Source organism: Gimesia aquarii (assembly GCF_007748195.1).
GTDB lineage: Bacteria > Planctomycetota > Planctomycetia > Planctomycetales > Planctomycetaceae > Gimesia > Gimesia aquarii.
Genome location: NZ_CP037920.1, coordinates 3638954 through 3654543, shown reverse-complemented (window position 1 = coordinate 3654543; position 15590 = coordinate 3638954). Strand labels below are relative to the sequence as shown.

General features: G+C 42.1%; 9 protein-coding genes. 6 read left to right on the top strand and 3 right to left on the bottom strand.

Annotated features, from left to right (window positions below):
• The first annotated feature begins 276 nt into the window (after positions 1-276).
• Complete coding sequence (locus V144x_RS14380; RefSeq protein ID WP_232102817.1) at positions 277-1626, top strand: c-type cytochrome; 1350 nt, start codon at positions 277-279, stop codon at positions 1624-1626.
• A gap of 30 nt (positions 1627-1656) precedes the next feature.
• Here the strand turns inward: V144x_RS14380 and V144x_RS14375 are convergent, their stop codons facing one another.
• Positions 1657-2925 carry a CPBP family intramembrane glutamic endopeptidase gene (locus V144x_RS14375; RefSeq protein ID WP_144985840.1) on the bottom strand — a complete coding sequence of 423 codons (1269 nt, stop codon included), beginning with the start codon at positions 2923-2925 and terminating at the stop codon, positions 1657-1659.
• Positions 2926-3242: 317 nt separating this feature from the next.
• Here V144x_RS14375 and V144x_RS14370 point away from each other — a divergent pair, with 317 nt between their 5' ends.
• The 3 genes from V144x_RS14370 (at position 3243) to rpmA (ending at position 6439) form a co-directional block, all read left to right on the top strand.
• On the top strand, positions 3243-4757 hold the full coding sequence (locus V144x_RS14370; RefSeq protein ID WP_197998935.1) for a serine/threonine protein kinase: 1515 nt from the start codon (positions 3243-3245) through the stop codon (positions 4755-4757).
• A gap of 434 nt (positions 4758-5191) precedes the next feature.
• Positions 5192-6031, top strand: a complete 840-nt coding sequence (locus V144x_RS14365; RefSeq protein WP_144985838.1) for a hypothetical protein — start codon at positions 5192-5194, stop codon at positions 6029-6031.
• A gap of 156 nt (positions 6032-6187) precedes the next feature.
• Complete coding sequence (gene rpmA, locus V144x_RS14360) at positions 6188-6439, top strand: 50S ribosomal protein L27 (protein WP_144985837.1); 252 nt, start codon at positions 6188-6190, stop codon at positions 6437-6439.
• A 58-nt stretch (positions 6440-6497) separates the two neighbouring features.
• Here rpmA and V144x_RS14355 read toward each other — a convergent pair whose 3' ends face one another.
• Positions 6498-7721, bottom strand: a complete 1224-nt coding sequence (locus V144x_RS14355) for a S1C family serine protease (RefSeq protein ID WP_232102816.1) — start codon at positions 7719-7721, stop codon at positions 6498-6500.
• A gap of 348 nt (positions 7722-8069) precedes the next feature.
• Between V144x_RS14355 and V144x_RS14350 the strand changes: the two genes are divergently transcribed.
• Entirely contained in the window at positions 8070-9488 is a 1419-nt protein-coding gene (locus tag V144x_RS14350) for a 6-phosphofructokinase (RefSeq protein ID WP_144985836.1), read from the top strand.
• On the opposite strand, the gene V144x_RS14345 is transcribed toward V144x_RS14350, so the two are convergent.
• On the bottom strand, positions 9485-11401 hold the full coding sequence (locus V144x_RS14345) for a hypothetical protein (protein ID WP_144985835.1): 1917 nt from the start codon (positions 11399-11401) through the stop codon (positions 9485-9487). The genes V144x_RS14350 and V144x_RS14345 overlap by 4 nt on opposite strands.
• A 399-nt stretch (positions 11402-11800) precedes the next feature.
• On the opposite strand from V144x_RS14345, the gene V144x_RS14340 reads away from it, so the two are divergent.
• Positions 11801-15523, top strand: a complete 3723-nt coding sequence (locus V144x_RS14340; protein ID WP_144985834.1) for a family 10 glycosylhydrolase — start codon at positions 11801-11803, stop codon at positions 15521-15523.
• Positions 15524-15590: the final 67 nt, after the last annotated feature.

Below are 15590 nucleotides of genomic sequence, written 5' to 3'. Positions count from 1 at the left end.
CCTTTGAGATGAAGAAATCCCCTCAAAATCTGGAATAATTATTAACTTTTGGTGAAATTCATCCATAAACCAGCTACTCAATAATGCGACTGAATATTTAAGGTTCTGCTCGCCTTTTTGCTCACTGGTACTAAAATAAGAAAACCATCGAAATGCTAAACGAGGATCGCTTTACTCTCTCCGAAACTCGCTTAGCTTTGTTTAAAAGTGGCAACTACCGTATGATTGAATGTGTCATTTCAATTTAGCTAATTTGAATTTCTAAAGAGAAAACCAATGCGACTTCTATGCATTTTCATTTGCATTTTTCAGACATTATTGAGTTGCTCACTTCCACTATCTGCGGAAGAATCTTCAGTCGATCGGGGATACCGGTTCTTAACGTCAAAAGCGTACTTACCACCTGATTTTGATCAAGCAGTCTTTGACGATCTCTGGAAAGTCTGGCCAGAGGAATTAAAAGAGAAAGCAGAAAAGGCATCACCCGCAGCACGCCGCAAGATGATCTATTCCTATTATGGAATCATGGAACGCCCTGATTCGAAGTCCGCTCCATTAGGCTATGTAGTAACTCCTCAACAAAAATGGGTGATGAATTGTTTTACTTGTCATGGAGGAAAAGTGGCTGGCACTGTAATTCCCGGTGCGCCGAATAGCCACGTCGCATTACACACACTCACGGAAGATGTCAGCAAAGTGAAACTTCAGCAACTCAAGAAATTGAGCCATCTGGACATGGCTGCGCTGGGCATGCCATTGGGAACGACACATGGAACCACTAACTCGGTCATCTTTGGAGTCATTCTTGATTCACTCCGTGACCCTGAGATGAATTTTGACAAAAGCCGTTCGATTCCTCAATTATTACACCATGATATGGATCCCCCTGCCTGGTGGAATGTGAAACGAAAACAGAAAATTTATACAGATGCCTTCGTCACAAAAAATCACAGGGTATTGATGCAGTTCATTCTGGTGCCACAAAATAATGCAAGTGAAATTAAAAACTGGGAATCCGATTTTGCTGACATTCTAGCTTACATTGAGTCATTAGAGGCTCCCCACTATCGCTGGGACATCGACAATCAACTTGCCCAACAAGGAAAGAAAATCTTTAATCATCACTGTGCGCGCTGCCATGGAACTTATGGCGACAACTCAACCTATCCAGAGAAAACGATATCCATTGATGATTTGCAAACTGATTCGGCGCGATTGAATTCATTACCGGTTGCGTATCGTGCCGCTTTAAACCAGAGCTGGCTTTCCCGCTTCGGAAAAGATCCAGTTGTTGAAGCACCAGGAGGATATGTTGCGCCTCCATTGAATGGTGTTTGGGCTTCTGCCCCTTATTTTCACAATGGTTCGGTGCCAACTTTGTGGCATGTGCTGCATCCTGAGGAACGTCCTCAAGTTTGGAAACGTACGGAAAATGGTTATGACGTCAACAAAGTTGGTTTAGAAATCAAATCGTTTCCAACGCTTCCAGAAAAGCTATCCAAAATGGAAAAACGGACCTATTTTGATACAACACAATTTGGGAAATCGGCGAGTGGACATTATTATCCGAACGATTTAGATCAGTCTCAGAAACAAGCAGTTTTGGAATATTTAAAAACGCTCTAAGACCTGGAAACTGTTTATTTGGATTCGAGACTATTCAATTCCAAAGATTTGTACCATGCCAAGAAACACTAGAAAAAGCGCAGCCATATAATAATAGATTCCGTAAGTAATTTTACCTCGTTGCAGCGTGATGCTTGTATCTGGCGGTGGGCTTTCGTTTGAAACGTATCCCGGGGTCCACACCTCACCATTTTCTTTACGATATTGCGAACGTGTTTTCCATAAATAAAAGCAAACAAGGGCGATAAACAGGCTGGCAGATAAAGTTATCATGGGATGGACGGCCTGTGTTTCGTCACCTAATTTTGCCGCTTCTTCTGGTAGAGAGGTCGCGACTTTCGCCATGGATACCGCAAACGCATTATTCAAAAAATGCACCAGAACAGGAGCCCAAAAGCTGCGCGTGACGTAGTAAACATAATGCATAAACATACCCAACGGTATGACAGCGACAATATGTGCCGGATGCGCATGAACCATTCCAAACATTATGGAAGTAATCAGAATTCCAGGGATTAATCCCCAACGTGCCAGAAGTCCACGGCCAATCGCACCACGAAAGACCAATTCTTCGCCAATTGCAGGAAAAACTGCAATTACAATGACCAGTGCCCACAAGGGACTGTTTTCGGCCATCTGCTTTACCGCCTCCATCGTATTCATTTCATCGAACTGTTTTAACACTGGCCACTGATCAGCAAAGAGACTCCAAACATCAAAAGTGACCCGATAAAGTTCTCCTGAAATCAAAGAGAGTGGAAGAACTGTAATGAAAAACAATAAGCCAGTGGAAATGGCAAATGGTTGCAAGTTTAATTTTGCAAAAGTACCTCTCCCCAAACGTAATCCGACTGCCGCCATGACAATCAAAACAAAGACACCTTGTTCGACTCCCGCTAACTCGAGAACATGATCTTCAAGAAACTGCTTAAACTGATTGCTTATTTCCTGGGGCTTTGGTCCTACTTTTGATGTGGCAATCAGATAAACAAACACACCAACGATAAAAACCAAACCACCTGCGAAATGCGCACCAATGACACCGAACATCCAGCCAATTGATTCCAATAACCCGGGACCCGGCGGGCGTACGTTCACTCGCGTTTCCAGGTCAGGTGCAGCTTGATCATCGGCCAGCCAGACGATTTGCTCTTCCTCATCATTGACAACCTGTTCAACGACTTCAGAAAAGTCTTGAGATTCTGGACCTTGATTATTGCTCGCAGGCACATTGTTCTGAGCCAAATTGGAGTTTTTCGACTCGGACTCATCGGCAGGCGTATTTTCAGAATCAGTCATTAAAATATTCTGTTTCTGGGTAATAATGTGCTTACTGACGTGAAAGAACAGCAAGACGTTTTGATGTAACTTATTTTTTTCAAATATTTTATGTCACGAAAACCATTTCTGATGGAACTTCAATGGCTTTGCTGCAGTCTATGTTTATATAGTCTTGATTAAGAAGCGCGAACTCATGTTTTTTTCAGGAAATTCGGGATTCATTCCAAATAATCTGAACTCCCAAGCGAATCATAAAGAACAACACCCCCATCTCAAGGAAACCAGTTATCGCTTTTACCTCAAATTCAGGTATGATATTTAGCAGGGCCACATCAATGAACGACTCATTAATCACAGATGTTAACTGTTCCGAAGAGCAAATTATAGAAATGTCATCAGAACAAGACCTTGAAGAGGATACACAAGAAAACCATTGCCAACTTCAATACTGCGCCAACTGTAACTCGAGTTTCTTCCAGGAGGGAGGGGAAAAATCCTGTCCTGTTTGTGGCGCACAGGTTGATGATATCTCTGCATCTGCTTTAGAAGAAACAATCGTTTTTAATAATTTGGATGCACGAGTTCCTGTCGTACCCCCGTTTTCTTCTGAAGAAGCAGACCCTATTATTGGCACGGATTTACATGTCTATCAATGTCAATCGTTGATTGGGCGCGGTGGAATGGGGATGGTTTACCTGGCAACTCACCGTGATCTCGGAAGACAATGCGCTTTGAAAATTTTGTTGCCACGCTTAGCGGAACGCGATCCAGACTATGTAGAACGTTTCTTTCATGAAGGTCGTGCAGTTGCCACATTGAACCACCCGAACATTGTAACGGCACATGCCATTGGTGAAGCGCGTGGTTACCGGTTTCTCGAAATGGAACTGGTCGCTGGTAGAGCACTCAGTCATATCATCCGAGAAGATGGCCCACTTAATCCCTTACATGCAACTTCGTTAATCGCGCAGATTGCCTCTGGCTTGGGAACTGCGCATATGAAAGGGATTATTCATCAGGATCTGAAGTTGGAGAATATTCTCTTAACCAGTTCGGGAGTCCCTAAAATTGCGGACTTCGGCCTGGCAAAACGAATTAATGCTGACGATCAACTATATTCACATGAATCCTTGGCAGGTACACCAAACTTCATGGCCCCTGAGTTATTTCAGGGATCTCCTGCCACGGCGACATCAGATATTTATTCGTTGGGAGTTTGCTTCTTTGTATTGTTAACGGGACAACTTCCTCATCGTGGGCAGGATTTCAATTCTCTCATTCAGGAAGTGACATCCAAACCCACACCAAGTGTGCGTGAGTTGTGTCCCCACATTTCACTGGAGATTGCGGAATGTGTCTCTTTGATGCTGGATAAGAGTCCTGCCAACCGATTCCAAAATGGGTTCATGGCAGCACAGTTTCTGAATGCCGTTTTGGGACAAGTGAAGAATATTGAAGCGATGCTTTTCGAAGCGTTTGGCAGAAATAAGAACGTCTCCTGGAAACGTAAAGGACTGCAATATATTCTGGAAGTCAAACAATCTGGTAAACGGAAACAAACTGTGTTTATTGAACGTAGCGATCACCAGATGCATGAACGATTATTATTGATCTACAGCACTTGCTGCGATGCACAGCCCGAATATTATGAAGAAGCACTTCGACTAAATTCAGAGATTTCACATGGCGGAATCTCCATCCGCGAAGTAGATGGCAAGACAAAATTTGTGATGATCGATACATTCCCGCGTTCGACTGTAGATGCCGAGGACATTCGCAAAAGTGTCATGGCTGTCGCACAACATGCCGATGAAATCGAACAACAACTGACTGGACATGATTTGCATTAAAGCACAGTCCCTGAATCAAAACATATCCTACATCAGTTGTCGTTTGTAGCGTTTATGCTGATTAATCGACTGTGTGGTTCTGGTAAGGCTCAGTTCATCACCTGAATTCGACTCATTCAGTCGCATACAGGACTTTCTCGACGAACGTGAACCACTTAAATTCGTGGATCAATATGGCTATGCCCTGAATTTGCCAGCGAAATCTCTGAGTTCTCAAATCAAGAGCTTGACCATCCATTCTCGGCACGGGTATAGTCAGATTATGTGGATGTCGCTAAAAGTTGTTCCACCATCTTGCACTTTCGGAAATATTCATTTGTACCGTTCATAATTTTCCACAAAGTCTCTGTTGGAGTTTCAGTGAATACGTCGATAAACTGGTACTCTCAAAAACAGCTCTCAATGTTGATTCGCCAGAAGCTCTGAGGTTCTTCATGCATAATTCTCGTAACCAATCTGCTTTGATCCTTTTGATTTGTGGATGTTTGCATCTTTCATGGACTGATAATCAAGCCGTTGCTCAAAATTTGACTCGTGGCTTTACGATTAAAGCAGACTTAGCAGCCACAGGTGAGGAACGGGCAGCTCAGAAATCGTTATGGGTACTTGATGCGACTTTCAAGCCGATGCGGATGGTTCGCATGGACTTGACGAACCCCAAAACTGGCAAGAAAGAGAAAACCTTAGTTTGGTACATTGTATACAAATGCGTCCTTCGTCCTATCGAACGACGTGACGATACCGACGAATTCACTCCTGAAAATGAAAAAGTTCCGCCTCCAGGGCCAGCTTTATTTGTTCCTGAAGTGACACTGATTACCAACGATAATGGCCAACAGAAAATCTACCCCAATCAGATTCTTCCTGAGGCAGAGAAAATCATTAATCAACGAGAACGACGCCAGTTTAAGAATGCTGTCGATATTATTGGCGAACTACCAGCTGAAACTCCCAAGAACGCAAAAGATGAAAATGCGATTTATGGTCTTTGTGTGTGGACCGGAATTGACCCCAATACGGATTACTTTACTTTGCTCTTTTCGGGACTCTCAAATGGCTATAAAAATGTAGAAGGACCTGACGGAAAAACGATTACCCTACGAAAAGTTCTGGTACAGCAATATTGGCGACCTGGCGATGAGTTTGGGCAACAGGAACAGGAATTTCGTCCGAAAGGGAATCCCTACTGGGTTTATCTACCAGATGATCCTAAAACGGCAGCTACGATGAAAAAAGTACTGAATCTGGAAGATCCTGATGCCCCCAAGCCTTAATTTTTACCAATCCCTGGAAAAAAGCGAGATCTGAGCGTCAAATACGATTATCACTTGCAAGTTCGGGCCTAATTCGCCAATATACGGCCTTAAATAACACGTTTTTTACTGATACCCCTAAATGCGGGTGAGTTTTGCGATCTGAGGATTAAAGAAATGGCTCATAAGAAAGGACAAGGTTCCAGCCGTAACGGGCGTGATTCAGAGGCACAACGCCGTGGAATCAAGAAGTTTGGCGGTGAGAGCGTCCTGGCAGGAAATATTATTGCCCGTCAATGCGGAACAAAATGGCATCCTGGTAAAAATGTCGGTATGGGGAGAGACTATACCATTTTTTCTCTGGTTGAGGGAAAAGTCTACTTCGACAAGGAAGGTCGACGAATTAACGTTGAACCTGCACTGAACTAAGCTTATTCACAATTTACATCTAGGCTCTCTGAATCATGCATTCAGGGAGCTTTTTTTGTTATCGACTCGGGTGACTGGCCGTCAAAGTCACTGAGACTTTGGTAGGAGTTTGCTCTTTGCCTCTTAGAACAGTCACAGTCACCGTGTCTCCTGGTTTTTTACTTTCGATATAGTCAAGAAAATCAGACGCGGACTTGACCTGTTTTTGATCAACGGCAACAATTAAATCTGCGGCTCCGCGATCAATACGCTCAATCACAATCAAACCTCTTCTCTGTCTCAATATTTTGGGGCCACGTATCCCTGCTTTCTCGGCTGGCCCTCCGGGCGTTAACTTAGCGACGAGTAATCCCTGTTCGGTTTCGTAGACACGCTGGATTCCAATTTCCGGATGGATCATGTGACCGTGTGTCAGTAACTGTGGAACCACACGCGCCACCAAATTCGAAGGAATTGCAAAGCCAACACCTGAACTTTGGCCAGTCTTACTGGCAATAGCAGTATTGATACCAATTAACTGGCCATGTGAATTGAGTAAGGGGCCTCCTGAATTACCAGGATTTACAGCAGCATCAATCTGGATGATCGATTTAATTGTGCGGTTACCACGTAGTTTTAATGATCTGTTCAAACTTGAAATGATGCCACACGTCATCGTTCGTTCGAGACCAAAAGGATTGCCAATCGCAAAAACTCTTTGACCGACTTTTAATTGACTGGAATCTGTCATAACCACAGGACTCAAGACACTCGGATCTTCCTCAATTTTAATCACAGCAATATCATTAATCGCGTCAGCGCCAACAAAAGTTGCCGGGTAGGACTTTCCATTAAACAACGTTACATTAACTTCTTGAGCGTCTTCGATGACATGATAATTCGTTAGAATATGGCCTGCGTTATCAATGATCGCTCCAGAACCAGCACCTTCCGTATCATACTCAAGTAAGAAAAAACCATCTGTTTTTGTGCTTTTCGTTGTGATGTGTGCCACACTTTTATTTAATTTTTCATACACACTCACATTGACTTCTTCTTCGGGCGTCAACCCACGTGCATTAAAGACTTCCTTCCGGTCAGGTAATTTTGAATCTTTCGCCACTGGTGGATTCGAACCTGGCGGGCGTAATGGCGTAGGAGGTAAAATCCTCGGTCCCGTCAACTTAGGTGGTGGACCTTGTGCTTCTGAAATTGAAATCCAACCACGAGAGGGTGAATTCATTGACGTAACAATCAGACCACCCAGGATTGCTGAGAGAAAACAACCAAATATATATTTCATGTCAAACCTCTTATGAAGCGAAACTCTAAGAATATAGGTAAAACAAAGAGTTAAGGAGTCTAACTGATGTCATTCATTAGATAATGTGCATCAAAAGTTCTCAAAAATACCTGAAATCCGATTTGAACAAGATCATTATCCGATGCGAGAATACCTGATACTGTTGAGTCTATGCTATAGTGCTGAAACATCAGCAGTTACATATCGCATTATCGCAAATCTTCAAAAAGGGTAAATAGCGAATCACATTTTTCAAATCTTAACTAAAGTCTACCCTTCAGGTTATCGGATACTGAAATCAAAGGTAATTTCAAAATCCAACTCGAACTTCAGTAGGAATAGATCAGTATGCGTCGGATTGCCCTCTTAACGGCAGGTGGAGATACACCGGCTTTGAATGCGACAATTTTTGGAGCCGTCGAACGAGCAAATGAACTACGAATCGAAGTGATAGGGATTATCAAAGGATTTGGTGGACTGCTAGATCCTAATGTACCCCACCTGCGACTCAATCCCTTATACTCCACAATTCCCGAACTTGATCCACGTTGTGGAGGTACGATATTAGGCTCCTCTCGTACTTACATTGATGAATCGCATTCAGATGAATTGAAACTCGTCAAAAAACGTTTAGATCAACTCGGCATCGAAGGTTTAATCTGTATTGGCGGTGATGGGACAATTAATGGGATGCAACCTGTTTCTCAATTTATGCCATGCGTCTTAGCCCCCAAGACCATCGACAATGATCTGGGTTTAAATTACCTGGATGAAACCAATGAGTGGGTTCGCGAAGTCGACCCGGAAACCAAAAAAGAACACTTCCGAAAACTGCCTAGCAAACAAGACATAGAATTAGACGACATTGTGAATTTTGCCACGCCCGGTTATGCCACAGCGGTTTATGTCTGTGCTCAGGGAGTCCAACGTATTCGAACAACTGCTGAAAGTCATCGCCGCATCGCCATTGTCGAAGTAATGGGCCGAGAATCTGGTTATCTCGCACTGGGGTCTGCCTATGGTCAACCCGATATTATTCTGATCCCGGAAGTCCCTTTAAATTATGAACGATTTGAGCAACGAGTACGCGATTTATATGATGTTCAAAAAAACGTGGTGATCGTCATCGGAGAAGGTTTACGAGATGAAAATGGGAAACGACTCGGTGATATTTCTCAAAGTGTGGACCCTGCGGGGAACGTGATTTTCAGTGGTGCTGCCGAAGTGTTGCAAAACATGCTGATCGATTCACTCGGGGATCACTACTTTGTTTCCAGAAAACGACATGAACTCGCAAAGTCTGCAACCTTTACTCGAAAAATTGGACACACCCAACGTGGAGGGCGTCCCATTCTATTTGATCGTTTTTACGCAACGCAATTAGGAGGCAAAGCAGTCGACCTGATCGTACAACGCCAAAATAATTATGTTGCGATCTTGCAGTGGAGTGAGCAGAAAGGTTTTTATGTCAGTTCTATCAATGGAAATGCGTTGAGAGATTCTTGGCGAGGTATCCACCCCAGATTACTACACTTAGGATTTTATGATGAGCATCGATTTCAGCCATCCAAGCTCGGAGTCGATTATCTTTCCAAAATCTTTACTGATGCCATTGGTTCAGATGATCTTGAGCAAATACGTGAGGACCTGTTTGATACTGGACACTTAAAAACCAGATATCAAAGCAGCAATGTTAGAATTCACAAACACATTCGCTATTTGAATTCAAATTCAATCAACGAAGAACGGCCTGACGATCAATTTTAAGGCTCCTGTTGAGGCGATTCGAATGCGGCAGGCTCAATAACCGGTGGCTTCGTGTCTGAATCTTCTTTATTCGTGATAGTATATGCTGCCTGGACAGTATGTTGTCGTAGCTTCCCTGGAACTGCCGCCATAGCTAATCGCAGTTCTTTCTTCATCGAAACCGACTGAGAGGCAACCTTATCAGTCATAATCGTAATATCATCAATCACAAGTCTGCCATACTGTTTTTTCATCATGACAATGGCCCCCTTGTAATTGTCGCCTAGCTGAATACGACAGTATTCCTCATTTTCATTACGATCGAGACTGGATAATTCAGTCATAAGAAACTCTGGAATCTGGTATGCAGTTTCAGGAACCTGGTCAACTTGTCTCCAAACCATTTCGTTAAAATCACGTGAGGAATTTCTTTGCAGTTTTCGAATATCCTGTTCATGTAAATAATACGCATAATTTTGCACTTGTATCATTACTTCTAGAGTCTCTTTTACAGAAGATGGTCTCCCCTTTAGGTCGAGTTGAATGTCATCGACTAAAAGTTGCCCTAAATGCTCTCGTAAAATATAAGTCAGGGGGAGATTTCCCTGTCGTACGGAAACCGTTGTTACGGCTCCATTGAATTTCGTATCCAATATTTTGATATCATCGCCAGAGATCTCTTTAACCGGTAGTTGCTGGACTAAATTTGGTTTTACTCTCTTCCAAACTCGTGCAGAAAAATCTGGTGTCGAACTAAATTCAAGAATTTTCATATCACGTTTATTAAGAGCATCACCAAACAACTTTGTGATAGCACGCGCTGAAAATAAAGATGTCAGATTTACCTGCTGATTATCCTGCTCATGGAACAGTGTGACTTCCTCTACCAGATACTTTTCAGGAATGTCGATTTCATCAGATTCAATTTTAATCAGGGACAAGCTGATCATTCTACCTGCAGCATGAGTCACAAAACTTGCCAGATTACTTTCAATTTTGAGTTCATAATCTGCAGCAGCATCAGCTGCCAGAGGTAACGGAGCTAATGTCAGGTCTCCAAAAGCAAGGCTGCCACGAAAAAATTGATCTGTCGCATATTTTTTCAAATCATCTTTATTGCCTTGCTGGTAGGCATCCAGAAAATGACTAACAGCCAATAACATTTTCGCCTGTTTTTTGGCAGATTTCACATGCTTGCCATCGATCTTTGATTCTACGGCAACATCTGTTGCCTTCCATTTACCTTTCTCAAGTTGCATTGAAATCACCATCTGTCCCGATTTACGAGGCAGCCTGACAATGGCGATATTTTTGTCTAACTGTGCATCAGGTTTCTTCTTCTTTTTTGATTTTTGGGGTTCGCCTGCAATGTTTTTAGAAAGCCTTGCCAGATATGCAGGATGTAATTCTTCTAGAACCTCTTTAAATTTTGTATCCGTTGTACCGAGAATGTCGTCACGATTTCCAGCTTCCCAGGCAGATACAAATTCGCGAACAGTGAGTAGTAAATCCATCTGCTCAGATACCGATTTCATCACAGATAGATTTTTTTGTTTTTGCTTGACATAGATATCATCTACTACCCATTTGCCTGTTTTGGTGACTTGTTTTAGATCGTAGAGCAGTTTCTTTTTGTTTTCCCCAACTTCGACGACCACTTTTTTATGATTTTTCGAAACATCTTTGATATTAACTACCGTGGTTTCTCCTGTTGGAATTCGGAGTATTTTCAGATCGTCAATCGAAGATTCATTTCGGAGGGCAACCTTAGAAAACTTCATTGTACTATGATGTTTCAGTTTTTTAAGATCATCATTTTCAATGGCGTTTGCAAATTGTTCAATAGCCTGCATTTCCACCATCGAAGCACAGCCTGTGAACAGTGCAAGAACCAACGCGCCGCATCCTAGTGAAAAACCGTTTTTTAACATCATGATCAGTCCAGGTAGGGATTCAGTTAAAGAGAGGGAGTGAGATTTGTCGTCCCAACATTTGCATTCCTATCATGGTCTTATTGACCAGAATTTAGTCTGCCACATTGAAACATTCATAAACACTTTGTTGAGAGTCAAAGCAATTTATGAGAGAGAGGATGCGTTTTTTGACATTTTTTTCGTTTTACGTCAAGAGTGTTCTTTGAAAATCTACTCAATTTCACAGTATCTCACTAAAAAAATTGCTCTTGGCTCATTTACTGAAATAACTATAATCACATTCTCTCGCCTAAGATATCATTTCACGATAGCCAACTTTAGGGCAATTCATCTCACACAATTCAAGATTCGTCAAATCTTCAGTACCGAATTTCTCTGGTATGAAATAGTGGATATTCTGTGAAACATTACCTATTTCTGACCTTGGTCGTTTTTTTTACCCTATTACATAGCCCCATTTCTGTGCCTGCAGAACAGGATGGTCTGGTCAGGGTGAAACTCCGAGTCGAATGGGGGGAACAAACTCCTCGAAACTGGAATGCCCGATTTGATATCATCAATGGCCAAATCGATACTGCAAATTCACTTGGGGTCAGTGCAGATGAATCATCGGTAATTTCACAAACTAAGCAAAAAGTGTTGTATCGACCGAAAACAAACTGCGTTTTTAATAGTATTGAATTTCAAGTTCGCGGAGATGTATCAACGCAACTACAAGTTTTCATTCAAGATCAAAATGATCCGCAAATTGTAATGAAACACCAGTTTGCTTTGAAAGATATTCTGACGCAGAAACAAATATTACCTATTAGCCAAACTAACGCTCAATTAATTATCCAACAGTCCCCCGGAGATGCTTTCACTTTAAAAGTTAGTCATCCACACCTGGTATTTGAACCAAATGAAGTAATTGAGATTCAGGCATTTCCCAAGTTTCTCCAGATAACTGATGCAACAATGGGTTCCGAAATGCACTGGTCACTGTTTCGAGCTCGTACCAAGGAACGAATTGCCTCCGGTTCCATTGATATCATGCAGCAAAATCTGAACGCCTTATTAAGTGAGGGTTTCGGTTTTACAGTTACCGCACCTACCGAAGGAGCCTATGATCTGGTAGTCGAAATGGATACAGGACACCAGGCGTTTGCCCAGTTTGTAGTCATCTCCCCAACAAAGAATAGTCCGTCACTTCAATATCGTATAAATGAAACATTACCATTAGTCGATGAGCTTAATTTAAATGGGATTCAAAATCATCATGATTTGATTGTGCGTCGTCCGCATAAGCGATTTGGAAAATCTCTCAAGTCACTTCTCAAGTCGATTCCAGGCTCAACACTAAACAAAGAATCGTCTCTCCCCTGGTCTGCTTACCATCTCAAAATTAGAAAAACTAACCAGCCACATAAACTTGTCGTAACTTATCCGATTAAACAGCAATCAAAACTAGGCTTTAGTATTCTTGAGCCTGATGCAGCCGGTCAGCTGGTTCCAGTAGGTGTTGATTCAGGAGTTTATCAATCGAATTCCACTTTGCATAATTCATTGCAGAGAAAATCAAATAATGCTCAATCAGAAGTTATATTTTGGCCTCGAGTCAATAATCCTATCATTCTATTCCACAGCCTGGGATCTGACGTACCAGCTGAGATTGCTCAAATAAAAGTTTATGAGCTACCACTTTCAGAAGGGGAAGCTTCTCCTGTTATTGATACTCAGGTAGAGAAGAAACGACTTGTTGGACCTTATCTACAAAAGCCTTTATTACCCGAAATCTTTGGGGCGACACAAGTCCTGGACGCAATGAGTAATCGAAGTTTGGATGACTGGCAGACATTTTATGAAGCGGGAAATCGACTAGCCTCTTATCTGACTTATCATCAGTTTAACAGTCTTCTCATGGCTGTTTCGGCAGATGGAAGTACGATCTATCCATCAAAATATTTAGATCCCACTCCCCGCTATGATTCCGGCGTGTATCACTCTACGGGACAAGATCTCGACCGAAAAGACGTTTTAGAAATGCTATTTCGAATTTTTGACAGAGAACATCTTGCCTTGATACCAGAATTACAGTTCTCTTCCATCATCCCATCTCTGGAAAATGTAATTTCAAAAGAACCCGATAAAGCTGTGGGAATTGAGCTGGTAAATCGACATGGTCGAACCTGGCGAAATTCCAAAGGTACGACTAGAGGTCAAGCTCCTTATTACAATCCGTTAAATCCACATGTGCAAAATGAAATTACCAATATTTTTAGTGAATTAGTTGCCCGCTATAAAAATCACACTTCTTTTCAGGGCGTAGCTGTTCAGTTGACTTTAAATGGTTACCTTCAGCTACCTGGTTTAAATTGGGGCTATGATGACAAAACAGTTTCACAGTTTGAAAAAGAGACAGGAGTTAAGATTCCAAAAACTCTGAACTCCCACAAATTTGAAAAACGCTATCAGTTTTTGACCACTTCTGCCCTTCCACAATGGACAAAATGGCGCTGTCAGAAAATTAAAGAACTACATCAACGATTGGCTGGAATTCTTTTAAAAGAACGACCAGATACCCGTATGATCTTTTCCGCCAGAAAATTATTACCATCGCATAGTAAAGATGGCGATGTTGTTTCCTTGTTAAATTCAGGATCACAGTTTCGCCCTGTTCTAATGGCAATGGGATTGGATTTTTCAGATTACCACCAGATCAGTAACTGTATCGTTTTAAGACCCAGTCTCTACCATTCAAGCCAGCAAAAATCATCGATAGCACACGTTACAAATAATCATCCAACTGTTGATGATTCGTTTAAAACTCGGATTAACGGTGCCTTATTTTATCACTCTCCTGTCGAAGTGCGGATTCCTGAGTTTGATCAGATTTCTCCCTGGCAGCCAGCATTTACCTGGCTCGTATCTCAAGTTTCTCCCTCAGATGCTACGAACCGCATTCGTTATGTGCACTCAATTTCTACACTGGATCCTTATGTCACTTTTGATGGTGGCTGGACAATTCCTTTTGGCCAAGAGCATTCGACTCGATCCATTCGCACGCAGCTTCAAAAGTTACCGGCAAGGCCTTTTCAAACAGTAGAATCCGTAGAACAACCTGTTGTAACTCGTTTATCACGTGGAAAAGATGTAACCTATTATTATCTTATAAACGATTTCCCGTACGCCTGTCAGGCGACGGTTGAACTCACTGTACCATCCAAAGCAGCCATCATTCATCTAGCGAATGGTGAAGTCATAAACACAATCGAATCATTGCAGGGAACACACAAATATTCAGTTTCCTTAAATGCATTTGATTTTCAAGCCTTCAAAATTCAAGATCCTCAGGTACAAATAATATCTGTAGACTGCAAAGTCGACCAAAATGCATTAACTGATTTATATACGAAAATTGATGAAAAGAAACATCATCTACGAAAGTTACATCAGTCGATTGAAAAAACAACAGCAGTCGTCTTACATGCAGACTTTGAAGAAGGTGCTGCCCGCGACTATATTTTGGCAGGTTGGGAAGCGACGGATCAAAAACGAAAATCCTGGACTTTGGATCGGAATGAGGCACATTCCGGCAAGGTTTCATTGGTTTTGGATCAAATGCCAGGGAATAGCTCCCTGAAAACGAATGAAATTCCACTAAATCAAAGCCGCTATCTAAACATGAGCGTCTGGTTAAAAACCGATGCGAAAGCAATGCAAGTCAGAATTGCTTTAGAAGCAGAACAGAATGAAAAATTAAAAGTGCAATCGGCTATTGTTAGTGTTGATCACCAATGGCGAAAATATCTATTTCGAGTAAAAGATATTCCTACCACTCAAATCAAGAATGCGCATATCTTGATCGAAAAACTGGGGCCCGACAAATTGTGGATCGATGATGTCAATTTACAGATTCATCAAATTTCCCCGGAAGACGATAGACAGATGACAAAACTCGTTTCCAGCCTCTCTTTTGCTTGGAACTCTCAACGCTATCTTGACTGTTACCGTCTGTTAGAAAGCTACTGGGGACAATTTGGGAGCGAAATTGATTCCGCTCCAACTCCCTCTCGATCACCAAATACTCCGCCAGTAAAACATGCTGAACGCCGAAGAATTCGCAACTTGATCCGTCGTTAAGTAATTGAAAATGAGTACCTTTCTACTAAGAGTCTCGAAACAAAAACAGCTGTATCTTTTTGACCTG